The organism is Actinoplanes sp. NPDC048796 (genome assembly GCF_040650035.1).
In the GTDB taxonomy this organism is placed as follows: Bacteria; Actinomycetota; Actinomycetes; order Mycobacteriales; family Micromonosporaceae; genus Actinoplanes.
This window is the reverse complement of sequence record NZ_JBEZGO010000029.1, coordinates 1-23,664: the sequence shown is the minus strand read 5'-3', so window position 1 is coordinate 23,664 and position 23,664 is coordinate 1. Positions and strand designations below refer to the sequence as shown.

The following is a 23,664-nucleotide window of genomic DNA, read 5'->3' as shown; positions in this document are numbered from 1 at the left end:
TTAGTGGCGGGTACCACGCCCGCCGAACTTCGGCGCTCTCTACTCGTCGAAAGGCTCGGACTGGAGGTTCTCGAGCACCGTCTCGGACAGAGCGGCCAGAGTGTCGAGCTGGCGCGGGGTGACCACATCGAAGAAGAGCTGCCGCACATGGAGCACGTGCAGGGGAAGCGCCTTGTCGATCACGGCTCGCCCCTGATCGGTCAGGGCGATGTCCGTACCCCGGCCGTCCTCGGCGCTGGTCCGGCGTTCGACCAGGTCACGACGGACCATGCGGGAGATCTGATGGATCAGCCGGGTCTTCTCCCAGCGGAGGGTCTCGATCAGCTCATACACCCGCATCGGCCGGTCGGGGGTGATCCGCAGCGCGCTGAGAATCGAGAAATCGGCCAGTGAGATCCCGGCCTCGCTGGTCAGCTGACGGTTGATGTGGCGCCTCAGGTCCTCCTGCATGGTCAGCAAACCGCCCCATGCGCGGAGCTCGCGCTCGCTCAACCTCTCCGGCCTTGTCACCACCCCATGCTAGTCACGGCGCGAATGGTGAAGGGTCACCTTTCCGGGACGTTCTCTTTCCTGGTAAAGCCCATCCTCTGATGGGCCCTACGAGGCAAGAGATCATCAGCTCACCAGCGATGTCAATCGGGAAAACCCCGAAAGACGCCGTCGGGCGAGCCGGCTGCGGTCTCGGCGAACTCGGCGAAGCTCATGTTCCCGAGCCCGACGTTGACGCTCACCTGGTAAGCCTCCCGCGGGGCGGACCGGAACTCCCGGCCGTACCCGAAGGTCTCGCCGCCCGGCCCGGTCGTGGCGACGACCAAAAGCAGGTGCTCGTCGCCGGTCACGGCCTCGGTGTCGGCTATCACCACCACGCCGAGGTACTGCGACAGATATTCGTCACTGCGGACCACGTCGCGTATCTCGTCCGGGCCGGCGCCGGACCAGGAAGGGTCGTCGACGATGAAGTTCTCCGGGTCCTCGCCGTCCCAGTCCTCCGGCGCCTTGGCCAGCTCACCGAGGACGGCGAGCCATCCCTCGTCGTCGGAGTAGTCGGTACGGACCACGACACTGGCATAACGCTCGATCGCCTCGTTGACGGCGGGCGGGAAGGCACTCATGCCATGACCGACGTGGCCTCCGCCCCCGGGTTCACCGGCGCGGCGAGGCGCGTCAGCGCACGCCGGGCGAGCTCGGCCAGGACGAACGAGGCGTCGGCGAGCACCGAGTCGTCGAAGACGGCCTGCGGGCTGTGGTTGCTCGGGGCAGTCGCCGGGTCGTCAGCGGCCGCCGCCCCCAGGAACAGGAAGCAGCCCGGAACCTCGTTCAGGACGCGCGAGAAGTCCTCCGCGGCGGCGACCGGCGCCTCCAGCGGGTCGAACCGGTCGGCGCCGAGGACGTCGCGCACCACGCCCGCGGCGAACTCGTACTCCGTCGCGTCGTTGACGGTCACCGGATATCCGTCGTCGAAACTGACTTCGGCAGTCATCCCGAACGACGCGGCGAGGCCCACGCACAGTCGGGCGATCTCGGTCCGGATCCGCCCGCGGTTCTGCTCCGAGAAGGTACGGACGGTGCCGCTGAGCTCGACCCGCTCCGCGATGATGTTCGAGAAGGCGCCGCCCTCGACCGACGTGACGGTGACCACGACCGGGTCGAACGGGTCGAACCGGCGGGTGATCAGTGTCTGGATCCCCGTGATCATCTGCGCCGCGACCGGCATCGGATCGTTGGCCGCGTGCGGCCGCGAGGCGTGCCCGCCCTTGCCCTTCACCGTCACGCGCAGCGAGTCGGTGGCGCCCATGATGGTGCCGGGCTTGCTGCGGAACACCCCTCGGGGGGTCTCGTACGAGCGCACGTGCAATCCGTACGCCGCCCGTACCCGTTGACCGGCGGCGTCCAGCACCCCTTCGGCAACCATGTGGCCCGCCCCGTCCCAGCCCTCCTCGCCCGGCTGGAACATGAAGACCACGTCGCCGGCCAGCATGTCGCGGTGCTCGGCCAGCGTGTGGGCGGCGCCGACGAGCGCGGCGGTGTGCAGGTCGTGGCCGCAGGCGTGCATGACGCCGGGCGTACGGCTCGCGTAGTCCAGGCCAGTGGACTCGGTCAGGGCGAGCGCGTCCATGTCGGCGCGCAGCAGGACGGCCGGGCCCGGCCGGCCGCCGCGCAGGACCGCCGTGACCGACGTCAGCGCCTCACCCCGGGAGATCTCCAGGTCCAGGCCCTCGAGCGCCTCCAGCACGGCTGTCTGGGTGCGGGGCAGGTGAAGGCCGCGCTCGGGGTGGGCGTGCAGGTCCCGGCGCAGCCGCACCAGGTCCGGCTGGAGTCGTCCGGCGGTCTTTCGCATGTCGCCGGCGGCCGGGATGTCGTACATGTGGTCCCTCCCTTGTCTCACCGCCGGACCGGCGGTCACACCGGCTAGTACGCGGTCGAAGCCCGGAAGTTCGCTCCGGGTACACCGGACCGGGATGAACGTGGCCCGGTCCGACCCGTTTGGACAGTCATGAGAGATATTCCCGCCCTGCGCCGCCTGCTGACGGCCGGGCTCGTCCTGACCGTCGGCGTCACCGCCGCGCCGGCTGCCTCGTTCGCCTGGCCGGGCGCCCCCACTCCGGGCTCGGCCGGTCTCGGCGATCGCCTCTTCCCCACCCTGGGCAACGGCGGGTACGACGTCCGGGACTACGACCTGAAGCTGAGCTACCCGGCGAAGAACCCGGCGCAGACCGTCACCGGTGACGTCAGCATCACCGCCGTCGCCACCCAGAATCTCTCCCGCTTCAATCTCGACTTCGCCGGCCAGGGCCCGGCGCGGGTCGAGGTGAACGGGAAGCCGGCCCGCTTCTCCCGCACCGGGGAGGAACTGGTCATCATGCCGCGAACCGCTCTCAAGGCGGGCCGCGCCTTCACCGTCACGGTCAAGGGCTTCAAGGCCACACCCGAAGCGGCGGATCCCGAGGCGCTGTACGGATTCACGATCACGCCGGACGGCACCGCTCTGATCTCCCAGCCGGCCGCCGCGCACCAGGTGTTCCCGAGCAACGACCACCCCAGCGACAAGGCCCGCTTCACGGTCACCACCGACGTTCCGTCCGGCTGGACCGGTGTCGCCAGCGGCGTCCGGACGTTCAGCCGCAGCGGCGGCGGTCGCACGGTCACGACGTTCCGGCAGGAGCAGCCGATGGCCACCGAGCTGCTTCAGGTCGCGGTCGGCGATTTCGTCGTGCGTGACCGGGCGCCGGTCGGCCCGGTGCGCGTCCGGGACGTGGTGCCGCGCCGCCTGGCCGATCAGCAGCTGCCCAAGTTCGACGCCGAACGCGAGCAGATCCGCTGGATGGAGCAGAAGGTCGGCCCGTATCCGTTCGACGCGTACGGATCCCTGATGGTCGACGTGGCGGGCGACACCGCGCTGGAGACCCAGACCCTGTCCCTCTACGACGCCTCGACCACCGCGGCGCCGCCGGCCAGTCTCGAGCCCACCATGGCCCACGAGCTCGCGCACCAATGGTTCGGCAACAGCGTCGCCAAGGCCACCTGGAGCGATCTGTGGCTGAGCGAGGGACACGCGACGTGGTACGAGCTGCTCTGGGCCGAGCGCATCGGCTCCCTGGAGGAGCACACCGGCTTCCCGACGCGTGAGGAGTTGTTCCGCCAGCTCTACGCGCTGAGTGACAGCTGGCGGGCCGAGAACGGGCCGGTGGCCCGGCCGAAGTCGGCCCAGGAGCTGTCCGACCTGTTCAACATCAACGTCTATCTCGGTGGCGCGCTGACCCTCTACGCCCTGCGACAGAAGGTCGGTGCCGCCGCCTTCGAGCGCCTGCAGCGTGACTGGGTCACCGCGTACCGCGGGAAGTCGGCCTCCACCGCCGACTTCATCGCGCTGGCGTCACGATCGACCGGCCGCGACCTCAAGCCGTTCCTGACGTCCTGGTTGTACGGCACGGTGACGCCGCCGATGCCGGGCCACCCCGACTGGACGACGACCGGCAGCAGCACCGCGGCCGCGACCCTGCGCCTGCACAAGTAGGTCATCCGGGGTGGCGGCTCGCCGATGAGCCGCCACCGCCGGGGTCACGCGGCCGGCCGCGGCTCGAGCACGAAGTCGTACGTCGCGATCGAGCCGTCCCCGGTGTCCTCGACCGGCGTCTCAGTGACGGAGGTCTCCCCCTGGCGATTGTGCTGAGGCGGGTCTCGTACGTCTGTGGGGGCATGACGGACAATCTTGAGATCCGGACCTGGCGTGCCGGCGACCTGGAACTCCTGCGGGCGTCCGAGTCGATGTTCGAGCGGCAGTCGTATCCGCGGCGCTTCATCACCGGCCACCGCCGTCTGCGTTCGCTGCACGCGTCGGTGCTGCACCAGATCGCCGAGCCCGTACGGCGATGGACGGGACAGGTCGCCCTGGACGGCGAGCGGATGGTGGCGCTGGCCGAGTGCTCCTGGGACCCGGCCGACCCCGGCTCGCCGACGCTACGGGTCAATGTCGCCGAAATCTGGCAGGGCACCGGGCTCGACCGCCGGGTGCTCCGCGACCTGGTCAACCGCTGCCTGCTCATCGGCCTGACGACGTTGACCGTCGACTACGCGGCGTCCAACGTCACCATCGACGCGATGCTCCAGGCGATCGCGGCCGAGGCGGGTGAGAAATACTCGATGAGCTCGGCCACCCGAAGCGGCATCGGCTACCTGACTGTCCGTGCCGGCTAGCGAGCGGACCGGCTACGCCGTCGCTCCCCCGGCGCCGTGGTCCAGCCGGGCCAGACGGCGCCGGATGGCGGCCTCCTGGGCGGGATCGGAGCCGGTGCCGAGGGCGGCCGCCTCTCGCCAGGCTGCCTCGGCGACGGGCCGGTCGCCCGCCTCGAAAGCGGTGTCGCCCAGCCCCACCTTCGCCCGGACCAGGTGGACGCGGTGGCCGACGGCGGTGGCCAGCTCCTGCGCTGCCGCCCAGTCGGCCCGTGACTCGGCGAACCGGTGCTCACGCAGGTAAAGGCCGGCCCGGCGCAGATGGCACTCGCTGCGGCGGACGTCGTCGCCCAACTGCTCGCTCATTGCCAGCGCACGGCCGAGGATCTCGAAGCCCAGCGCGTGGCGGCCGATCTCGTACTGCGCGTCGGCGAGCCGGCACAGCACATCGGCCTGGGCCGTCCGGTCCCCGAGCGACTCCGCCATGGCCAGGGCACGGTGATGGCATGCCACGGAGCGGTCGTAGTCACCGACCGCGAAGCTCACCTCGCCCAGGTTGCGCAGCGTCAGCGCCTCCCGGGAGACGTTGCCCAGCTCGGTGAACACCTCCAGCGCCCGGTCGAGCAGGGACAGGGCGGATTCACTGTCGCCGACGTAGAAGCGGGCGCCGGCCAGGCTGCGCAGCATCTCGGCCACGCCGGCCCGGTCGCCGGCGCGCTCGGCCGCGGCGAGGCATTCGGAGACCACCGTCGCCCACTCGTGCCACCAGCCCTCACGCTGGTAGAAGCCCTGCACCATGAGCTCCAGCTGCCAGGCCTCGTACACCCGTCCCCGGTCGTTGGCCTGCCGCATGACAGCCTTGAGCACCTCACGCTCGGCCGCGAACCAGGCGGCGGCCGCTCGGGCGTCGGCCGGCCTCTCGTCGGCGACGCCGTCGTGCTGGGCCGGCGGATCCGCGTCGATCTCGGCGTTGATGAAGAGGTTGGCCGCGTACGCGGTGCGCCGGTAGTACGCCAGCACCCGGTCGGCGGCCGCGTCGCGATCCGCGCCGGACTCGACGTCGAGCATCAGCTCGCGAGCGTAGGCGGCGATCAGATCGTGGGCGCCGTAGCGGCCGGGCCGGCGCTCGGTGACCAGTCGGCTGTGCACCAGCTCACCGAACACCTCGCGGGCGCCGGTCGCGGGCAGCCCGGCCAGGCTCGCCGCGGCCGCGAGCGTGACGTCCGGGCCCGGATGCGCGGCCAGCAGGCGGAACAGGCGCGCGGCGGCGGGGCTGAGGCCACGGTAGGACCACGAGAAGATGGCGCGCAGGTCGCTGTCCGGGTCGTCGGAGCCGAACCCGTCGAGGCTGCCGCGGGCATCGCGGAGTTCCCGGGCGACGTCGGCCAGCCGGTATCCCGGACGGGTCTGGGCCCGGGCGGCCACCACGGCCAGCGCCAGCGGCAGTCCCCCGGCCCGCTCGACGATCTCGTCCAGCGCCGGCCGGTCGGTCTCGGCCGGGGCCGCCCCGACGCGCGAGACCAGAAGCTGACGGGCCTCGTCGTTCGGCAGGACATCGAGCGTGAGCACGAGTCCCTCGGGCGCCGTAGCCAGACCGGCCAGGCTGTACCGGCTCGTGACGAGGACAAGGCTGCCGGGGCCACCGGGCAGCAGCGGCCGCACTTGATCGGGATCGCGGACGTTGTCCAGCACGATCAGCATCCGGCGCTCGGCCAGGACCCCGCGGTAGAGGGTCGCCCGGGCACTGTCGCTACCCGGTATGTCCTGGCCCCGCACGCCCAGCGCGTGCAGGAAGCCCTGGAGCACATCGCCCGGCGCCTCCGCGGCCTGCGGATCCAGGCCCCGCAGGTCGGCGTAGAGCTGGCCGTCCGGGAACTCGTCGGCCACCCGGTAGGCGAGGTGGGTGGCCAGGCTCGTCTTGCCGACACCGGGAATACCCTCGATGGCCACGATGCCCACGGGGGTCGTGGCGGCGCGCCCGTGAATGAGCGTCAGGACCCGATGGAGAGTCTCGCTTCGCCCCGTGAAATGGGGCAGGTCCGGCAGCAGCTGGGCCGGGCGGACGAAGAAGCCGTCGGCCGGCGCCGGCGGATCGACGGGCGTACCGTGCCGCAGGGCGGCGCTGTACGCCTCCTGAAGCTCTCGGCCGGGATCCATACCGAGCTCGTCAGCGAGCCGGCCGCGGAGCCCTTGGTAGAGCGCGGTCGCCTCGGCCTGCTGCCCGTCTGCGACCAGTGCCAGCAGCAACTTCGCCTGCAAGGCCTCGTCCAGCGGGCGCTGGCTGGCCACGCGCCGCAGGACAGGCAGCACAGTCCGGACCGCTCCGGCACGCAGGGCCACGCCGGTGGCTTCGCGCATCAGATCGGCGTATTCGTTGTCCACGGCCTCGAAATCGGCGACCGGGTGGCTGGTCAGCTCCGGCGCGCCGGCGCACGGGCCGCGCGAGAGGTGCAGCGCTTCGGCGAAAGAGGCCAGCGCCTCGGCCGGGTCCCCGGCCGAGCGCCCGCGTTCCACCAGGACGCGGAACCGCAGCAGGTCGAGTTGCTCCACGCCGGCCATCAGCCGGTAGCCGGACGCGTCGCCCGCCAGCCACCGGCCCGGCGCGCGCGGGCGCAGGCCGGGCTCGAGCATCCGCCGGAGCCGGCCCAGGTAGAGGTGCACGATGTTGGTGGCACTTCGCGGCGGGCGCTCGCCCCACAACATCGCCACGAACTCCCCGAGACCGACCGGCTCGCCCGCGCGCGCCAGCAGCAGGGCCAGCACCAGCCGCTGCTGACGCGAGCCGGGGTCGAGCTCCTGGTCACCCCGCCACACCCGCACCGGGCCGAGCACGGCGAACCGGACGAACGCGATGTCGCCCGACGGCCCGGTGATCATCGCTCCACCATAGTGAACTGGGGCCGGACGGCCACGTAGTGCTGGGTATGACGTCATCCCCCGAAGTGCTTTTCGGGCGTGAGGTGGAGCTCGCGCGTATCGGCCGGTTCATGAAGTCCGTACGCCAGGGCGGCGACGTCCGGATGGTCCGGGGCGAGCCGGGTGTCGGGAAGTCGGCACTGCTGACCGCCGCCGTGCACCTGGCCGAGGCCGACGGCCTGCGGGTACTGCGAGCCTCCGGCTCCGAGTTCGAGGCGGACGTCAGCTACTCGTTGCTCAACCAACTGCTTCTGCCCCTCTACACCCAGATGCAGCGACTACCGCCGGCGCTGCGCGACGCGCTCACCGTCGCGCTCGGCTTCGGCCCGGGCCCGGCTCCCGCGACCCTGCTGGTCTGCAACGCCGCCCTGTCGTTGCTGACCGCCGCAGCCCGTAAGGACCCGGTCCTGCTGATCGTGGACGACGTGCAGTGGATCGACCGGCCCAGCGCGGTCGTTCTCGGTTTCATCGCCCGGCGGGTGGCCGGATCGCCCGTCGGCGTCATCGCCGCGTCCCGGACCGGCACCGAAAGTTTCCTCGACCGGCGCGGCCTCACCGAGGTCACCGTGGGCCCGCTGAGCGACGAGGCCGCCGCCCGGCTCGTCGACGACCGTTTCCCCGCGCTGACCGGCCGAGCCCGGCAGCGCCTGCTCGACCTGGCCCGCGGCAATCCGCTGGCCCTGATCGAGTTGCCGGCCGGCCTGACCGGTCCGGCGCAGCCCATGGAGTCCTCGGATGTGGTGCCGCTCAGCGACCGGCTCCAGACCATTTTCGCCAACCGGGTCGCCGGCCTGCCCGCACCCACCCGCCTGCTGCTGTTGCTGGCCACGTTCGAAGGCAGTGGCGACATCCGCATCCTTCGCGGCATGACCGACCTGACCCACCTCGCCCCGGCCGAACGAACCCATCTGGTGCACGTGGACGACCGCTCCGGGCGTATCGCCTTCCGTCATCCCCTCATCCAGTCGGCCATCGTCGCGATGTCCACGCACGAGGAGCGCCGGCGGGCCCACCTGACTGTCGCCGAGGCGCTGCCCGGCGATCCGGAACGCCGCAGCTGGCATCTCGCCGCGGCCACCTCCGGCCCCGACGAGACGGTTGCGGCCCAGCTCGAGCAGGCCGCGTTGCGCGTCATGCAACGCGGTGACACCCTGGCCGCCGTCGCGGCGCTGATGCGGGCGGCGGACCTGAGCGCCACCACCGAGCAGTCGGCCCGGCGCCTGGCCCGGGCGGCGTACATCGGCGCGGAGGCCGGCGGCTCCGACGACGCGACCGGCCTGCTGGCCCGGTCGCGGGAGATGAGCTTCGACGCGACCGGCGCCCTGCACGCCGCCGGCGCCGCCGCCCTCCTGATGATCAACGGGGATGGCGACGTGCACACGGCCCACCGCTTGCTCGCCGGCGCGATCGAGACGGGCGAACACGGCTGGCACGCCGCGGACCCGGCGCTCGACGAGGCCATGCACACGCTGCTCCTGCTTTCCTGGTACGCGGGAAGCCCCGGCCACTGGGCCGTCTTTCACCGGTTCCTGACCCGGCTCCGGCCGGGGCCGTCCGACGTCTTGTCGGTGCTGAGCCGGACGTTTCCCGATCCGGTGCGCACCGGGGCCGCGGCCCAGGCCGACCTCGACGAGCTGATCGCCACTCTGCCCGGTGAACGGGATCTGACCCGGGTCATGCGGATCGGCACCGCCTCGGTCTATGTCGACCGGCTGGGCGACAACCGGGAATTCTCGTGGCGGCTCGTGCGCCAGGGCCGCGAGGGCGGGGCGCCGCGGCGGCAGTTGTCGGCGATGATGCATCTCGGGCTGGACGACTACCTCATCGGCCGGTGGGACGAGGCCGAGGAGCTGGCCACCGAGGCGCAGCGGGTCTGCGCCGACAGTGGGCTCACCTTCCTGCGGTGGTACTTCCTCTACATCCGGGCGATCGTCGCGGCCGGGCGAGGCCGGTCGGGCGAGGCGTACGAGCTGGCCGACGAGATCACCCAGTGGGCGCAGCCCCGCGGGGTCGCGGGTGCGGCCGCCATCGCCCACCACCCCCGGGCGCTGGCCGCGATCGCGGACGGCGACTTCGAGGCCGCTTACCGCCACGCGGCCGCGTCGAGCCCACCCGGCCTCCTCGCCCCGTACGTGCCCAACTGCACCTGGGTGATGTTCGACCTGGTCGAGGCGGCGCTGCGGACCGGGCGAACGGCCGAGGCCGGCCGGCACGCCGAAGCCATGCGCGCGGCCGACGTGTCCGCGTTGTCGCCTCGCATGAGGTTGCTGCAACACGGAGTGGACGCGCTCGTGCTCGGCGGCGAGGTGGCCGGCGCGCGACTCGAGCGGACCCTGAACGACGCGGCCTCGGAGCGCTGGCTGTTCGAGGCGTCGCGGGTGCGGCTCGCGTACGCCGAGAAGCTGCGCCGCGACCGCAACCCGACGGCGGCCCGGACCCACCTGCTGGCCGCCCGGGCGGGGTTCGCCGCCATGGGCGCCGAACCGTGGCTGGCCCGGGCCGACGCCGAGCTGCGCGCCGCCGGCCATCGGCCGGCCGGGGCCGAGACGGCGACCGCCAGTCTCACCGGCCAGGAGCTCGAGATCGCCGGCCTGGCCGCCGGCGGCCTCACCAACAAGCAGATCGCCGAACGGCTCTTCCTGTCCCACCGTACGGTCGGGGCACACCTCTACCGCATATTCCCGAAGCTCGGGATATCGTCCCGGGCCGGGCTCCGCGACGCTCTTTCCGCGCAGTTCCCCGAAAGCCCAGGCAAGCATTTAACTTGCAATTGAGTACGAATCAACAAGCACTTTCCTACGCTTTCCCAACCTGTTGGACGACGGAGGGGGAAAGCGATGCCGCAAGTGACCGCGACCGACGCCCGTATGCGGGAGCTCCACCAGAACGGCGACGCGCTGCTCCGCTACCTTCGGCGGCTGACGCCGCCGGGCTCTCCCCAGGCGGCCGAGGACCTGGTTCAGGAGACGATGCTCCGGGCCTGGCGCCATCTGGACCAGATGCCCGAGGGCACGGAACCGCAGCGCCGCTGGCTGTTCACGGTCGCCCGGCGCCTGGCCATCGACGCCCACCGCAAGCGGCGGACGCGGCCCGAGGAGACCGGCCTCACCGAGGCCGACCTGGCCCCCGCGAGCAGCGCCTCGGCGGAGACGGCGATCGCCTCGCTCACCCTGCGCGACGCCGTCGGTCAGCTCGGCGCGGCCCACCGGTCCGTCCTGCTGGAACTGTATGTCAAAGGCCGTTCCATGAACGAGGCGGCCACCCGTCTCGGCCTGCCCGTGGGAACCGTCAAATCGCGCGCGCACTACGGCGTCCGCCATTTGCGCGACGCCCTTTTGAATTCAGATTGACGCGGTTGTTTCCGGCCGGCCGAACCTGAACTTCTCCAGGGCCCGGGACGTCTGCCTCGTTGTCGGGATGGTCGTCATCAGCGTCCCGGACGTCTCAGCCGATCACGAGCCGGCTGAGCCAGTGAGCGCCGGTGACTGCCTCAGAAAGGCGGTCACCGGCGCACGGATATCGGCCCACCGGGAGGCAGCTTTGTCGGCGACGCTCGTACTCACGGAGAAGAAGGGCGTGCCGGGCGCTCCCCTGCTGATCGCGGACGAGCTCCACCGGCAGCGGACGAATTTCCTCCGCCTGCTCGCCGATCTCGATCCGGACGAGTGGGAGGCGCAGTCGCGGTGCACCGAGTGGTCTGTCGCGGACGTCGTCGGCCATGTGATCAACGGTGCCGAGTTCCACGTCGCCCGGTTGACGGGCAGTGCTCAGCTCGCCCGCTTCCGGCGCTACGGCGCCTTCGATCCGGCGACCACGCCGGGGGCGTGGCTGCGAGACTCGGTCCGTCGTACGCCCCGGGAGGCGATCGCGACGCTGCGGCGGCTGGCCGGGGCGGAGCGCCGGCATTTCCGGATCCGCGCCGAGAAGCCGGAGAGCACGCTCGAGCCGGGACCGGCCGGCCGGCCGCTGCAGTGGTCCGTGCGATCGCTGCACACGCTGTGGGACTCCTGGATCCACGAGCGCGACGTGGCGCTCGCTCTCGGGCGGGCGCCGCGCTCACCCGCCCGCACCTTGCCCTTGACGACGATGTACGGCCTGCTCATCGTCGGCAGCGCAGCGGCTCGGCGGGGCGAACCGCTGTCGGCGACGCTTGACCTGTGGGACAGCGCGGCCTCGCCTTACGAGGTCGGTGTCCGGGCCGACGATGTGTTCGTGGCCTCCGGTGTCGGAATGCGGCCGCAAGGCTCCGGACCCGTGGCCGAGGTGCTGGACAGCGCGGCCGGGCGGGGAGCTGACCCACGGCAGACGCTGGACGCACCGGAACCCGTACTGGCGGCCCTCACTCATTTCCGCGATCTGCTCGCCTGACCGGGACCGCTGAGACCGTCAATCGGGGAACCCGCGGAACGCCCCCGCGGAGTCGCCGTCGGCCGCTTCGACGAAGTCGCCGAAACGCATGTCGGTCAGGGCCAGGGTCCCGTGCACGAGCATGACCCAGCCCGGTACGACCCTCAGCTTCCCGGCCGCGCCGCCCACCTCCACGGCCAGCACCTTGTGCTCGGGGTCGGCGAGCGCCGTACGGTCGGCGACGAAGACGACGTCGAGGTTCCCGTCGTCGCGAGCCGCCTTTCGTACGTCGTCGGCGGTGGCCCCCGCCCAGCTCGGATCCTCGACGACGAGCAGTGGCCATACTCCCCCGCCCTCCATCCCCAGCGCGGCCCGCAGAGCCGGCCAGCCGGACGTGTCCGAGTAGTCCGTTCGCACCAAGACGGCGTCCAGATGCTTGCGGTCGCCGATTTCCGGAAGCCTCACCGAGTCAGCCGTTCAGCGTGTCGAGGAAGCGGCGCACGATCGGCAGGGCACTCTCGGCGCCGGCGCCACCCCGCTGCACCAGCACGGCGAAAGCCACATCGCCCTGCCAGCCGACGAACCACGCGTGGGTCTCGGGTGAGCTGTTGTCGAACTCGGCGCTGCCCGTCTTGCCGTACACGGGCTTGCCCTTGACGTTCTTCAGCGCCTTGCCGGTGCCCGAGGTCACGACCTCGCGCATCATCTGCCGCAACGCGCCGGCCGCATCCCGGGGCAAGGCGTCCCCATCGGCGGCCGGCCGGGCCGGCGCCGGGTCGAGCACGAGCCGGGGCTGGACGAACCGGCCGCGGGCCACCGCGGCCGTCGCACCGGCCATGGCGATCGGGCTGACCGACGTCTGCCCCTGCCCGAAGGCCGCCTGGGCGAGTTCGGCCGGGTCGCCGGCTGCGGAAACCTTGCCGCTGGACGCCTTGAGGCCCAGATCCCATTCGCCGCCGAGGCCGAGCGCGGTGGCCGCCGAGCGCAGGCCGTCCGCCCCCAGCTTGGGCGACAGATTCACGAAGGCGGTGTTGCAGGACTGGGCGAAGTCGACGCGGAAGGGCACCGTGCCCAGGGCCATCTCGTGCGCGTTCTTGAAGACCTGCCCGCCGGCCTGCTTGGTCTTCGGGCAGTCCACAAGCGTGTCCGGGGTCACAACCTTCTTCTGCAGCAGGCCCAGGGCCGACACCATCTTGAACGTCGAGCCCGGCGGCACCTGCCCGGTCAGCGCCACGTTGTCACCGCCGCCGTCCGGGCCGTTGCTGACCGCGAGCACCGACGAGTCGCTGATCCGGATGGCGACCAGCGAGCTCGGCCGCTTCTCGGCCGCGGTGGCGAGGTCGGCCGCGTTCTGCGCCCGCGCGTCGATCGTGATTTTCACCGGAGCACCGGCGACCGGCTCGGTGCGGTGCAGCTCGATCGGCTCGCGCTGACCGGCACGCTCGATCACCACGGCGACCGCGGGCTTGCCTCGCAGCCGGGTGTCGTACTTCTGCTGGAGCCCGCCGTGCCCGGCGTCGTCGTCCCGGGCCAGCGTGCCGGGGTTCTCCGCCAGATCGTCGGCCGTAGCCGGGTCGACCGTGCCGAGCAGAGCCCGGGCGAACTTGCGGGTCGGAGCCAGCTCACGCTGCTGGTCGGCGAAGGTGAGCCCGGGCAGCTTACGCAGTTCCTTCTCCACCTTGGTGAAGTCGGAGCGGCGCAGCGTGACGAACTCGACCGGGCTGGTGGCCGTTTGCAGGTCGGCCGGATCGACGTCCACACCGATCCGCTTCAGAATGGCCTCCAGCGCCGTCACCGCGGTGAAGCGGGGCGGGGCCGTCACGACGACGACCGGGCCGGCGGTGACGATCGGCTTCCCGGCCGCGTCCAGGATGTCGGCCCGGTCGCCCGCGATCCGGCGCGGCGCCAACTTGTCCCCGGCGGCCAGCTCCGGGCGGAGCACCGCCGGCTCCCAGATCACCTTCCAGCCGCCCTCGCCCTTGCGGGTCAGGCGGACGGCGCTGTCGTACGACCACGGCACGTTCCCGCCCAGGGTCCAGCTGACCTTGATTCCGCCCAGCCCGTCGTCGCCGGTCTCCTTCACGTTGCCGGCCCGGACGGCCCGCAGGGTGTTCAGTGGCATCTCACCGGCCAGCCTCTTGAGGTCGGCTTCCACCGCCGCCCCCGCCATCGGCTTTCCGGCCGCGTCGACGATGTCCACCTTCGACAGGTCGCGCGCCGGCCATGCGGCGAGGAAGTCGTCCAGCGCGTCCCCGGCACCGTCCGAGCCGCAGGCCGCGAGGCCTGCCCCCAACAGCATTGTCGCCATCAGGGCGGCGGCGCCGCGCCGGGTGGCCCGCTCGAGTCGCATCTCGTTGTTCCTTTCCGGAGAGGGCGGTTCGGCCCTCGTACAGCTCGAAGAAGACCTCAGCGCGCCGTGGGGCTCGCCGTCCAGGTTGCGAGAGATCCGCAGGTAGTGCGACGGGACCGCCAAACGTCAACGGCGCCGACCGCGACCAGCACGACGAGGGCGGTACCGGCACGCAGGAACCATCGCGGGATCACAATGCAGCCGACGAGTCCGATGTCCGGAAGTTCACCTGAACTCGCGCGCCGCCATCCCCCTCACCGGTTGGAGCGCATCGCCCGCTGTTCGGGGAAGGTCCAGCCGAAGCGGACGGCGGCGAGCCGCACCACGGTGGTCACCACCAGGCAGACCAGAGCCGCCATCGGAATCGGCGTACCGAATCGGGCCAGCACGATCAGGGCGCCGGCACCGGCACCGGCGGCCACGGCATAGAGCGTCCCGACCTGCAGGAACGAGATCGGCAGGTTCAGGATGACGTCACGCAGCATGCCGCCGCCGATGGCCCCGATGACGCCGACCACCAGTGCCCCGGCCGGGCCGACACCCAGCGCCAGCGCCTTCGAGGCCCCGATGGCGCCGAACAGTCCCATCACCACCGCGTCGAGCACGGTGATGACCCAGTCCATCCGCGCGAACATCGGTTGCAGCACCATGCCGAGGACGGCCGACGCGCCGGCCACCAGCAGGTACCAGTTCTGCCAGATCACCACCGGCCGCTGATTGAGCACGATGTCGCGCAGCAGGCTGCCCCCCAGGGAGACCGCCAGCCCGATCACGATGACACCGAGCACGTCGATGCGGCGATGCTTCTCCCCGGCCGCGAACAGGGCGCCCTGCAGGCCGCCCAGCCCGGCGGCGAGGAGCTCGATCCACAGCGTCACCTGAAAAGGTGTGATGGACATGCGGTCACACTCCCGGAGGTGGCGCTTGATCCGGGATCAGCCGGCGTTGCGCGCGGCGGTGGCGATGACCTCGGCACCGATCCGCTCAGCCACCCGCCAGCCCGAACCGTCCGCGAACGCCCCACGCACCAACACGATGTTCTTGATCTCTTGACCGTTGCTGCTCATCGGACTTTCCCTCCATCGGTGTCCCGGGCGACTGCCGCCCACAAGGTTGGTGTAGCCCGCGTCTCGCCTTCGTGACCTGTGGTTTCACGCCAGATCCAGGGGCTCGACCGCCGCGGAGGCGTCACCCGCTCTCACCCGGTTCTACGAGGGCCACCGCACGGAGTTCACTTGCGTCGTGTCGAGTTCCATCGGGCGCCGTACGTAACGAACACCGTCGTGGCCCCGGCCGGAAGGCCGGTGAACCAGCGCCTGCCGCACGCGTCTGTGTCATCGGTACCGCCTGGAGGCGGCGGTGGCGAGTGGAGGAACGATGACCAGCGCGATCAGACTGCCGGGCGAGCCGTGGGACGAGTACGAGGCCATGGAGAGCCTCTATTCGACGCCGGCCCGCCGCTTCCTGTCGTCCGAGACCGTCCCCGGGGAGGTCGTCCAGCGTCTGATCGACGTCGCGGCACAGAGCCCGCAGGCCGGCTCGGCACGGCCCTGGGCCTGGGTCGCGGTGACCGACCGGCATCTGCGGACGACCATGGCCGGGTGGTACCGGCGGAGCACCGCGAGCGGGGACGGAAGCGTCGCGCACCATCGCGACCTCGCGGCCGCCGGCCAGTTGGCGACCCATCTCGAGGAGGCGCCGGTGTGGATCGTGCCGGTGCTGCTCGGCGCGGACGGGCCGCCCGGATCCCGGTCGCTGATCGGCTTCTACAGCGCGATCACCAGCTTGACGGTGGCGGCTCAGGGGTACGGCCTCGGACCGTCGGCCACCGTCCTGGCGGTCCGTCACGAGAACCGGATGCGGGGCCTGCTCAACCTGCCGGACAACGCCCTCGTCATGGCGGTGATCCCGCTGGGCTACCCGGCGCGAGGCGACTGGCTCGTACCCGCGCGTCCCGCGGATGGGGCGGCTCTGCACTGGAACTCGTTCGGGACGGGAAGGAGCCACCGATGAGCGTCGTGGTCATGTACGGCTGCGGGGACGACACGGATACTTCGATCATCCGCACCTTCGCCGCCCGAGGGGCCCGGGTGGTCCTGACGGGTGGCGACAGCGAAGCGGTCGAGCGCCTGGCCCATGAGGCGCCGGCCGCGGCCGGCGCCGTCACGACCGTCCAGGTCGATCCGTACGACGCGGCGGCCGTCGACCGTCATCTGGCGTCGGTGATCCGGTCAGCCGGTCAGGTGGACGTGTGCTGCTCCTTCGTCGCCGTGCCGACGAGCATCTCCAGCGTGCCGGTCGCGGTGCCGGGCTCGGTGCGGCCGACGTTCGTTCCGCCGTACTTCCTGCCCGCTCGGCTGGCCGCGAACCACATGATCGCGCACGGTTCGGGAGCGATCCTGGTGGTCAGCGACCGAGCCGGACACGACGCCGACGCCATCGAGCCGGCCTGGGTGGTCAAGCAGGCGCTGGTGCGCAATCTGGCCGAGGAGTGCGAACCACACAACGTCGTCGTGGTCGATCTGCCGGCGCCGGTCACGGCGGACGCCGTCACTTCCTGGTGGCCGGCTTTCTCCCGATGACCACGTCGTTCGGCCACGTCATCAGCAGGAACGCTCCGGGCTTCCTCGCGTCCGGCCGCGCCTCGTCCATCGTCGGGACCGAGACCGTACGCTTGACGCATGGGCGTGCGTGACTCGGATGCGGACGGGGACTCCCCCACGGTGGGGATTCCCGGCTCCGACCTGGGGTGGTACCTGGGAGTCATCCTGCGCGGCTGGCACGAGCGGGTCGAGCAGGCCGTCGAGGGAGTGCCGCACGGCACGCGCGGCTATCAGATCCTCTCCGTCGTCGGCCACAACGACCCGCCCACCCAGAGCGGGCTGGCCAAACACCTCCAGATCGACAAAACCGTCATGCCGTACGTCATCGACGCGCTGGAGGGCGCGGGCCTGGTGGAGCGCCGGGCCGATCCGTCCGACCGGCGCGTCCGGCGGATCGCCATCACGCCACAGGGCGCGGCCAAGCTGACCGAGCTGGAGGCGAGGGTCCGGGCGGCCGAGGACGGGGTTTTCGAGGGCGTCCCGACGGCGCTGCGGCGCATGTTCGTCGACAACGCCGCCCGGCTCGCCGTCTCCCTGCACAACGAGAATCCCGCTCTCGGCCCCTGTGTGGCCGTGATGGACAGCCTGGCCGACCCCGCCTTGAAGCGCTGACCCCTCCTCACACCCTCACGTGACCCGCGTTACACGGGAATCCAGGCACCTCTCTACGCGCTATCGTTTGTCACACATACTAGTTGTCGGACAAACGAATGGGGTGTCAAGTGGAGATCGGTGTGCTCCTGGACGCGGACAGCACCGGAGCGGACGAGCTGGTCACCCTCGCGCAGGCGGCTGAGGACAACGGGATCGGCCTCGCCCTGGTGACCGGTGACCGTCACGCGGATGCGTGGACCGTGGCGACCTGGATCGCCGGGGTGACCAAGCGCATCCGCGTCGGTGTCCCGCTGAGCGCGGAGCCGTTCGACCCGATGGACGCCGGCGCGGCCGTGCCCGCGGTGGTGACGAAGGCGGCGGCCACGCTGGCGGCCCTTCTCCCCGAACGGACCCCACCGCCGGGTGACCGCTGGACGGTGGTGGGGGCCGGCGCCGACGACGACACGATCCGCGACGCCTCCGGGAGCGGCACCCCGGTCGTACCGGTCCGCTCGATCGCCGACGTGGCCCGGCTCGCGCCGCTGGCGGCGGCGCCGATGCCCGCCGCGCCGGCCGGACGCCCGCGACGATCCGCCTCGGCCCTGGCGCAACGGGTTCGGGGCATCGACTACGACGCGGTGCCCGCGAGCCTCGCCGGCCGCGCGGTCGAGCCCGGCGACCCCGGGCACCACGCCGTCTCCTCGACCTACCTCCGTGGCGGCCGCCCCGGTCTGGTGCTGCGCCCGCGCACCGTGACCGAGGTGGCCGACGCGATCGCGTTCGCCCGCGACCATCGGGACATCCCGTTCGGGGTACGCAGCGCCGGGCACGGCATCAGCGGCCGCTCCACCAACCGGGACGGGCTCGTGATCAGCGTGGGGTCGATGGACTCCCTGACGGTTCTCGACGCGTCGCGCCGGCTGGTCCGGATCGGGCCAGGACGCACCTGGAAACGCGTGGCGCATTCGCTCGTCGCTCACGGGTGGGCGCTCGGCTCCGGCGACTACGGCGGCGTCGGGGTCGGCGGGCTGGCGACCGCCGGCGGCATCGGATTGCTGTCCCGCAAGCACGGCCTCACCATCGATCACCTGCGGGCCGTGGAACTGGTGCTGGCCGACGGCACCCCGGTCCGCGTCTCCGACACCGACAATCCCGACCTGTTCTGGGCCGTGCGTGGAGCGGGCGCCAACTTCGGCATCGCGACCGCGTTCGAGTTCGAGACCTCAGCGGTCGGTCAGGTCGGCTGGGCCCAGCTCACCCTGATCTCCTCCGACATCGAGGAATCCCTCTACCGGTACGGGCAGCTCGCGAGCCAGGCGCACCGGGACACGACAGTGTTCCTGGTCACCGGCCGCGAGCGTCAGGGACAGTGGGTGATCTCCCTGTACGGGGTGGTCGACAACCCCGACCCGAACACCGTCGTGGCGCGGCTGACCCCGTTTCTCGAGCTCGGTCAGCTCGCTCGCCAGCAGGTGAGGATGACCGACTACCCGGGAGTGATGGACAACGCCGCCGACATCGGGCCGGACGGCCAGCAGGGCTACGGCGAACCGGTCTCGCGGTCGGCGTTCGTCCCCGAGCTCACCCGCGGCTTCGCTCGCGAGGCGGCCGAGCTGCTGAGCACCGATCTGGTCTATTTCTTCGAGCTGCGGGCGATGGGCGGGGCGATCACCGAGGTGCCGCCGGGCGCCATGGCGTTCAGCCACCGGTCCCCCCAGTTCCAGCTGACGGCGATGAGCTCCAGCGACGACCGGCTGAGGGCGGAGTGGGAGCGGTTGCGGCCTCACTTCGACGGCCTCTATCTCAGCTTCGAGACCGACCGGCGCGCGGAGCGCCTCCTCGACGCCTTCCCGGGGCCGGTTCTCGAGCGCCTGCGGCGCCTCAAGGCCGAGTACGACCCGACCAACTTGTTCCGGGACAACTTCAACATCCCGCCCGCCGCTCTCCCGGTCAGCGCCACGGCCGACCGGCATCAGGCGATCGCGACCAAGGAGGCGGCATGAACGACTACGGCCACGATCTGCTGTTCGGCAGCTTTGCCACTCCTCTTGCCCAGCCCGCCCAGCGCGGCGTCGAGCTGGCCCTCGTCTCCGAGCGGGCGGGCCTGGACCTGGTCACCTTCCAGGACCACCCGTACCAGACCTCGTTTCACGACACCTCGACCCTGCTGACCCATGTCGCCTCACGGACACGGACGATCGCGGTCAGCGGCAGCGTCACCAGCCTTCCGCTACGCCCTCCGCTGGGCCTGGCCCGCATGGCGGCGACCGTCGACCAGCTCTCCGGCGGCCGGTTCCGGCTGGGCATCGGAGCGGGAGCGTTCTGGGACGGCGTCGCCCGAATGGGCGGCCGCCGGCTCAGCACCGGGCAGAGCGTCTCCGCCCTGCGGGAAGCGATCGGCCTCATCCGGGACGCCTGGGACCCGGCCCAGCCGTGGCCGCTGCACCACGACGGCGAGTACTACCGCGCCGAGGGTGCCCACCGTGCCCCGTACGCCCATCACCGGATCCCGATCTGGGTCGGCGCTTACAAACCTCGCATGCTGGGCCTGACCGGCGCCGTCTCCGACGGGTGGCTGCCCTCCATCGAGTACGTCGAGGGCGGGCTCTCCGGTCTCGCCGACGCCAACAAGCGGATCGACGACGCCGCCCAGGAGGCCGGGCGGGAGCCGGCAGCGGTCCGGCGCCTGCTGAACGTCATGAACGTCAGCCTGACGCCCACGGGGCGGGGTTTCCTCGACGGGCCGCCCAAGCTGTGGATCGACCGGCTGACCACGCTCGCCCTCGACTACGGCATCAGCGCATTCATGATCGGCGGCGACGACCCCGTCACCCTCACCCGCTTCGGCACCGAGATCGCGCCCGCCGTCCGCGAGAACGTCACGCAGGCCCGCCGGTAGATGGAGGAAAGAGCAATGAAATGGGAGCTGCTCGAGACCATCGAGCTGTACGGAACCGTCGTACGGCCGGCCGTCCGGGCGGAGCTCGGCACCACCGGCGTCGGCGAGCTCGTGGGGCGGGAGATCGGAGTACCCGCCTGAGGCGGGGCAGCTTTCCGGCGGCCGGGCAGCGTAGCCTTTCCTGATGGGCAGCCTTTCCCGGCCGGAACGTCGGATCCGTTCTGATGGCGCGCGCAGCCGCCACGCCATCCTGGAGAAAGCGGTCACTCTCACCACCGTGGTGGGGCTGGACGGGCTGTCCATCGGTCGCCTGGCCGAGCAGGCCGGCATCAGCAAGAGCGGGCTCTTCGCGCACTTCGGCTCCAAGGAAGAGCTGCAGCTGGCCACGATTGACGCCGCCACCGAGATCTTCATGGCCGAGGTGGTGACCCCGGCCCTGGCTCGGCCCGAGCCGCTGACGCGTCTGCAGGCGCTCTGCTCGCACTTCCTGGCCCACGTCCGGGACAACCTGCCCGGCGGCTGCTTCTTCGTCGCGGCCAACGCGGAGTTCGACACCCGCCCCGGCGTGGTCCGCGATCGCCTCACCAAACTGCACACGGCCTGGCTGCACACTCTCGAGGCACAATATGCCGAGGCGCAGGCGGCGGGCGTGCTCAGCGGCGACGCCGAGCCCGACCAGGCGGCCTTCGAGCTGAACGCCTACCTGCACATGGCCAACAACATGTACGTCCTCTACCGCGACGCCGCCTATCTCGAGCTGGCCCGGCGGAGTGTCACCAACCGTCTCACGCCGCTCGGTGTCACCACCGGCCCGGAAAGCCGGCCTTAGCTCGGTCGTCCGTGAACGGCGTGCGGTCAGCCGTCGACTGCGGGATACCTGCCCATGGCGCCGTCGACGCGCCGTCCCCGCTGCCGGGCCGCGTCGAACTGAGCCGCCAGGATCTCGTCCATGGGGACCACGGCCCGGGCGCACTCGCCGCCGGCCGCCGCGGTCCGGTCGCTCCAGAGCGGCGGGGAGACCGCGATGCCCTGATCGGCTCGAAGGACCATCACGTCCCGGCGCCAGCTCGGCCACAGTCGGCCCTCATAGAAATGAGGGAGATCGCCCGATACGCACCACGCGAGCCACTCGCTGTGCGACATCCCCGTCCTCGCCCAGTTCAGCGTCGACGGATCGAAGTAGATGATCTCGCCGGGCACGCCTGGCCGGCCGGAGCCCGGGCGCAGGCCGTTGAGGAAGAAGATGCCGCCAAGTACGTCATGCGCGACTATCAGGCCCTCGGTCGGTGTCCACATGCGGTCGACATGTGCCGGGAAATCGTTTACTTGCCCGATGCTGGGCAGCCGTTCCTCAAGACACGGCGATCCCCCGAGGATGCGCAGCCAGCCGTCGTAAAGCAATATCCCGCCGCTGTTGAACGCGATGGCCCCCAGCGGTGAGCCGGCCGTGACCCTCAGCTGGAGCAGAATGGCGTGCGCCTTGCCCTGATCGACGGGCAGGATCCGTGGTGCGGCGAAACTGCGCGACAAGACGTCCACCAAGGTAAGCCAGGGTGCACGGTCGTCTTCGACAGCCTCCAGCTCGCTGGTCACCGGAGGGAGCGTCCGCGCAATAACCTTTGTCTCATACCCGACACGACGGTGCCGAAACCGGTAAGTTCACCGCTTACCGAACGGTCATATAGGTGAAAGCGACCCGAGCTTCCTCAAATGTTCTTCTATGACGGCCACCTGCGGTACATGAAGGTTGCCCAGCAGCTCCAGGGCCTGCTCCCAGGCCGCACGGGCGGCGGCCCGGTCGCCTAGAGCGAGTGCGACATCACCCTGGTTCCGCAACGACTCCACCCAGTTGACCCGCCACCCGTTCTGCTCGTACAACTTGCTCGCGCGTTGCCAGAACGTCAGTGCGGTCTCCAGGTCTCCCCCGGCTCGCAAGCCGATGGCCATCGCCTCATAACCGAGGCCCACCTCCACCCTGCCGTCCTCCAGCCTCTCCGCGAGCGCCATGGCGCGATGGGCCAGCTCCATAAGGACCTCCGGCGGAGCGGATTCGGCTTGGACCTCGACAAGGACGTAAATGACGGCGATCTGTTGGCGCGGATCCTCCATCGCCTCGAAGAGACGGAGGGCTCGTTCGAGAGAGGCGACGCCCTCGCGATGCCGACCGTGCTCGATGCTGACCTGGCCGAGGTTGCGGTGAACGAGTGCCTGCTCCCGTTCGAGCCCGAGCCGCTGGAACAAGTCGAGGGACTGACGCAGCAGCTGCGCGGCGGAGTCGGCGTTGCCCAGCATGCTCTCGGCGCCGGCCAGACTCCGCGCCATGTGAGCGCGGCCCAGGTCGTCGCCGGCGGCGGTCGCCGCCCGCAAGCACAGGCGCGTCATCGCGGCCCAGTCGTGCCACCAGCCCTCCCCCTGGTTGTACCGCTGAATCGTCAAGCACAGGCGCCAGGCCTCGTCGACCCGGCCGTCGTCGAGCAAGCGCTGCACCAGGGCCTTGAGCACCTGCCGATCGGCGTTGAACCACGCCACGGCCTCGGGGACATCGGCCAGGGTCGTGGTGACCACGTCTGCCATCGCCTCGGGACGCTCCAGGACGACGGAGGAACCGACCAGCTGATCAGCCTCGTAGGCGGTCAGCCGGTAGTGGTTCACCAGCCGGCGGAGGGCGACCTCCCGGGATGGGCCGTCGTCATGTTCCTCTACCAGCTCCTGGGCGTAGGCCCGGACGAGGTCGTGGAGCCCCAACCGGCCGGGCGAGTGCTCGGCGAGCAGACCCGTGCTCACCAGTTCACCGACGAGAGTCCGGGCCTCGCCCAGCGGGACGCCGGCCAGGCTGGCCAACGCGGGCAGCGTGAAGTCCGGGCCCGGATGAAATGACAGCAGACGGAACAGACGCGCGGAACGGCCGCCGAGCATCCGGTACGACCAGGAGAAGACAGCCCGGATGTCGTTGCTCATGTCATGCTCGGCGAAGCCGTCGAGGGTGCCCTGTGCCTCTCGCAGTTCCTGGGCGATGTCGGCCAGCCGGTGATCGGGGTGGGTCAGGGCCCGCGACGCGACCACCGACAACGCCAACGGCAACCGGCCACACAACTCGACTATCTGCTCGATCGCACCGGGATCGCCGGCCGCGCGCTCCACTCCGATCCGCGCGGTCAAGAACCGGCGGGCGTCCTCCCATGAGAGCACGTCGAGGGTCGTCAGATGCGCCCCGTGCGCCGTCGCCAACCCGGTCAGACGCTTACGGCTGGTCACCAGCACCAGACACCCCGGAGCACCCGGCA

At 71.0% G+C, this 23,664-nt stretch carries 22 protein-coding genes; 12 read left to right on the top strand and 10 right to left on the bottom strand.

All coding sequences use genetic code 11. The features are described from left to right. Positions 1-39: 39 nt before the first annotated feature. The 3 genes from AB0C26_RS45730 to AB0C26_RS45720 form a co-directional block, all read right to left on the bottom strand. A complete protein-coding gene (locus AB0C26_RS45730; protein WP_360261471.1) occupies positions 40-510 on the bottom strand; it encodes a MarR family winged helix-turn-helix transcriptional regulator in 471 nt (156 codons plus the stop codon). Between the two features lie 122 nt (positions 511-632). Next, positions 633-1,112, bottom strand: a complete 480-nt coding sequence (locus AB0C26_RS45725) for a DUF6924 domain-containing protein (protein WP_360261468.1) — start codon at positions 1,110-1,112, stop codon at positions 633-635. Next, complete coding sequence (locus tag AB0C26_RS45720; RefSeq protein WP_360261465.1) at positions 1,109-2,365, bottom strand: M20 family metallopeptidase; 1,257 nt, start codon at positions 2,363-2,365, stop codon at positions 1,109-1,111. The genes AB0C26_RS45725 and AB0C26_RS45720 overlap by 4 nt, the downstream gene beginning before the upstream one ends. A 129-nt stretch (positions 2,366-2,494) precedes the next feature. On the opposite strand from AB0C26_RS45720, the gene AB0C26_RS45715 reads away from it, so the two are divergent. Both AB0C26_RS45715 and AB0C26_RS45710 read left to right on the top strand, forming a co-directional pair. Further along, positions 2,495-4,015 (top strand): M1 family metallopeptidase, encoded by a 1,521-nt coding sequence (locus tag AB0C26_RS45715; RefSeq protein ID WP_360261462.1) that lies wholly within the window; start codon positions 2,495-2,497, stop codon positions 4,013-4,015. A 182-nt stretch (positions 4,016-4,197) separates the two neighbouring features. Next, positions 4,198-4,695, top strand: coding sequence for a hypothetical protein (locus tag AB0C26_RS45710; protein WP_360261459.1), 498 nt, complete (start codon positions 4,198-4,200; stop codon positions 4,693-4,695). Positions 4,696-4,707: 12 nt separating this feature from the next. Here the strand turns inward: AB0C26_RS45710 and AB0C26_RS45705 are convergent, their stop codons facing one another. After that, on the bottom strand, positions 4,708-7,548 hold the full coding sequence (locus AB0C26_RS45705) for a BTAD domain-containing putative transcriptional regulator (RefSeq protein ID WP_360261456.1): 2,841 nt from the start codon (positions 7,546-7,548) through the stop codon (positions 4,708-4,710). A gap of 47 nt (positions 7,549-7,595) precedes the next feature. Here AB0C26_RS45705 and AB0C26_RS45700 point away from each other — a divergent pair, with 47 nt between their 5' ends. From AB0C26_RS45700 to AB0C26_RS45690, 3 genes are all read left to right on the top strand, one after another. After that, complete coding sequence (locus tag AB0C26_RS45700) at positions 7,596-10,361, top strand: AAA family ATPase (protein ID WP_360261453.1); 2,766 nt, start codon at positions 7,596-7,598, stop codon at positions 10,359-10,361. A 63-nt stretch (positions 10,362-10,424) separates the two neighbouring features. Next, the gene (locus AB0C26_RS45695; protein WP_360261451.1) at positions 10,425-10,937 is read left to right on the top strand and encodes a sigma-70 family RNA polymerase sigma factor; all 513 of its coding nucleotides are present in this window, start codon (positions 10,425-10,427) and stop codon (positions 10,935-10,937) included. Between the two features lie 190 nt (positions 10,938-11,127). Then, complete coding sequence (locus AB0C26_RS45690; protein WP_360261448.1) at positions 11,128-11,955, top strand: maleylpyruvate isomerase family mycothiol-dependent enzyme; 828 nt, start codon at positions 11,128-11,130, stop codon at positions 11,953-11,955. Between the two features lie 18 nt (positions 11,956-11,973). Here the strand turns inward: AB0C26_RS45690 and AB0C26_RS45685 are convergent, their stop codons facing one another. The 4 genes from AB0C26_RS45685 to AB0C26_RS45670 all read right to left on the bottom strand — a co-directional run bounded on the left by AB0C26_RS45685 (position 11,974) and on the right by AB0C26_RS45670 (position 15,351). Next, positions 11,974-12,399: a DUF6924 domain-containing protein gene (locus AB0C26_RS45685; protein WP_360261446.1), complete on the bottom strand. Its 426-nt coding sequence runs from the start codon at positions 12,397-12,399 to the stop codon at positions 11,974-11,976. Between the two features lie 4 nt (positions 12,400-12,403). Continuing rightward, positions 12,404-14,284 (bottom strand): penicillin-binding transpeptidase domain-containing protein, encoded by a 1,881-nt coding sequence (locus AB0C26_RS45680; RefSeq protein ID WP_360261443.1) that lies wholly within the window; start codon positions 14,282-14,284, stop codon positions 12,404-12,406. Between the two features lie 254 nt (positions 14,285-14,538). Then, the gene (locus AB0C26_RS45675; RefSeq protein ID WP_360261440.1) at positions 14,539-15,183 is read right to left on the bottom strand and encodes a TRIC cation channel family protein; all 645 of its coding nucleotides are present in this window, start codon (positions 15,181-15,183) and stop codon (positions 14,539-14,541) included. A gap of 36 nt (positions 15,184-15,219) precedes the next feature. After that, positions 15,220-15,351 (bottom strand): hypothetical protein, encoded by a 132-nt coding sequence (locus AB0C26_RS45670; RefSeq protein WP_360261437.1) that lies wholly within the window; start codon positions 15,349-15,351, stop codon positions 15,220-15,222. A gap of 310 nt (positions 15,352-15,661) precedes the next feature. Here AB0C26_RS45670 and AB0C26_RS45665 point away from each other — a divergent pair, with 310 nt between their 5' ends. The 7 genes from AB0C26_RS45665 (at position 15,662) to AB0C26_RS45635 (ending at position 21,209) form a co-directional block, all read left to right on the top strand. After that, positions 15,662-16,297, top strand: a complete 636-nt coding sequence (locus AB0C26_RS45665) for a nitroreductase family protein (protein ID WP_360261434.1) — start codon at positions 15,662-15,664, stop codon at positions 16,295-16,297. Continuing rightward, on the top strand, positions 16,294-16,866 hold the full coding sequence (locus AB0C26_RS45660) for an SDR family NAD(P)-dependent oxidoreductase (RefSeq protein ID WP_360261431.1): 573 nt from the start codon (positions 16,294-16,296) through the stop codon (positions 16,864-16,866). Before AB0C26_RS45665 ends, AB0C26_RS45660 begins: the two co-directional genes overlap by 4 nt. Positions 16,867-16,965: 99 nt before the next feature. Then, positions 16,966-17,499: a MarR family transcriptional regulator gene (locus AB0C26_RS45655; protein ID WP_360261428.1), complete on the top strand. Its 534-nt coding sequence runs from the start codon at positions 16,966-16,968 to the stop codon at positions 17,497-17,499. A 110-nt stretch (positions 17,500-17,609) separates the two neighbouring features. Next, entirely contained in the window at positions 17,610-19,484 is a 1,875-nt protein-coding gene (locus AB0C26_RS45650; protein ID WP_360261425.1) for an LLM class flavin-dependent oxidoreductase, read from the top strand. Next, positions 19,481-20,380 (top strand): LLM class flavin-dependent oxidoreductase, encoded by a 900-nt coding sequence (locus AB0C26_RS45645; protein ID WP_360261422.1) that lies wholly within the window; start codon positions 19,481-19,483, stop codon positions 20,378-20,380. The genes AB0C26_RS45650 and AB0C26_RS45645 overlap by 4 nt, the downstream gene beginning before the upstream one ends. A 15-nt stretch (positions 20,381-20,395) precedes the next feature. Next, positions 20,396-20,521: a hypothetical protein gene (locus AB0C26_RS45640; RefSeq protein ID WP_360261419.1), complete on the top strand. Its 126-nt coding sequence runs from the start codon at positions 20,396-20,398 to the stop codon at positions 20,519-20,521. Between the two features lie 43 nt (positions 20,522-20,564). Then, a complete protein-coding gene (locus AB0C26_RS45635) occupies positions 20,565-21,209 on the top strand; it encodes a TetR/AcrR family transcriptional regulator (RefSeq protein WP_360261416.1) in 645 nt (214 codons plus the stop codon). Positions 21,210-21,235: 26 nt separating this feature from the next. Here AB0C26_RS45635 and AB0C26_RS45630 read toward each other — a convergent pair whose 3' ends face one another. Next, entirely contained in the window at positions 21,236-21,973 is a 738-nt protein-coding gene (locus AB0C26_RS45630; RefSeq protein WP_360261413.1) for a DUF2625 family protein, read from the bottom strand. 84 nt (positions 21,974-22,057) lie between these two features. Continuing rightward, the coding region (locus tag AB0C26_RS45625) for a hypothetical protein (protein ID WP_360261410.1) at positions 22,058-23,664 on the bottom strand (1,607 nt) is incomplete at its 5' end.

Coding starts and splice junctions, on each gene's coding strand:
- AB0C26_RS45720 (WP_360261465.1), bottom strand. CDS start 2,365: ATGTACGACATCCCGGCCGCCGGCGACATGCGAAAGACCGCCGGACGA.
- AB0C26_RS45635 (WP_360261416.1), top strand. CDS start 20,565: ATGGGCAGCCTTTCCCGGCCGGAACGTCGGATCCGTTCTGATGGCGCG.
- AB0C26_RS45675 (WP_360261440.1), bottom strand. CDS start 15,183: ATGTCCATCACACCTTTTCAGGTGACGCTGTGGATCGAGCTCCTCGCC.
- AB0C26_RS45710 (WP_360261459.1), top strand. CDS start 4,198: ATGACGGACAATCTTGAGATCCGGACCTGGCGTGCCGGCGACCTGGAA.
- AB0C26_RS45725 (WP_360261468.1), bottom strand. CDS start 1,112: ATGAGTGCCTTCCCGCCCGCCGTCAACGAGGCGATCGAGCGTTATGCC.
- AB0C26_RS45670 (WP_360261437.1), bottom strand. CDS start 15,351: ATGAGCAGCAACGGTCAAGAGATCAAGAACATCGTGTTGGTGCGTGGG.
- AB0C26_RS45700 (WP_360261453.1), top strand. CDS start 7,596: ATGACGTCATCCCCCGAAGTGCTTTTCGGGCGTGAGGTGGAGCTCGCG.
- AB0C26_RS45660 (WP_360261431.1), top strand. CDS start 16,294: ATGAGCGTCGTGGTCATGTACGGCTGCGGGGACGACACGGATACTTCG.
- AB0C26_RS45665 (WP_360261434.1), top strand. CDS start 15,662: ATGACCAGCGCGATCAGACTGCCGGGCGAGCCGTGGGACGAGTACGAG.
- AB0C26_RS45655 (WP_360261428.1), top strand. CDS start 16,966: ATGGGCGTGCGTGACTCGGATGCGGACGGGGACTCCCCCACGGTGGGG.
- AB0C26_RS45695 (WP_360261451.1), top strand. CDS start 10,425: ATGCCGCAAGTGACCGCGACCGACGCCCGTATGCGGGAGCTCCACCAG.
- AB0C26_RS45715 (WP_360261462.1), top strand. CDS start 2,495: ATGAGAGATATTCCCGCCCTGCGCCGCCTGCTGACGGCCGGGCTCGTC.
- AB0C26_RS45640 (WP_360261419.1), top strand. CDS start 20,396: ATGAAATGGGAGCTGCTCGAGACCATCGAGCTGTACGGAACCGTCGTA.
- AB0C26_RS45645 (WP_360261422.1), top strand. CDS start 19,481: ATGAACGACTACGGCCACGATCTGCTGTTCGGCAGCTTTGCCACTCCT.
- AB0C26_RS45705 (WP_360261456.1), bottom strand. CDS start 7,548: ATGATCACCGGGCCGTCGGGCGACATCGCGTTCGTCCGGTTCGCCGTG.
- AB0C26_RS45680 (WP_360261443.1), bottom strand. CDS start 14,284: ATGCGACTCGAGCGGGCCACCCGGCGCGGCGCCGCCGCCCTGATGGCG.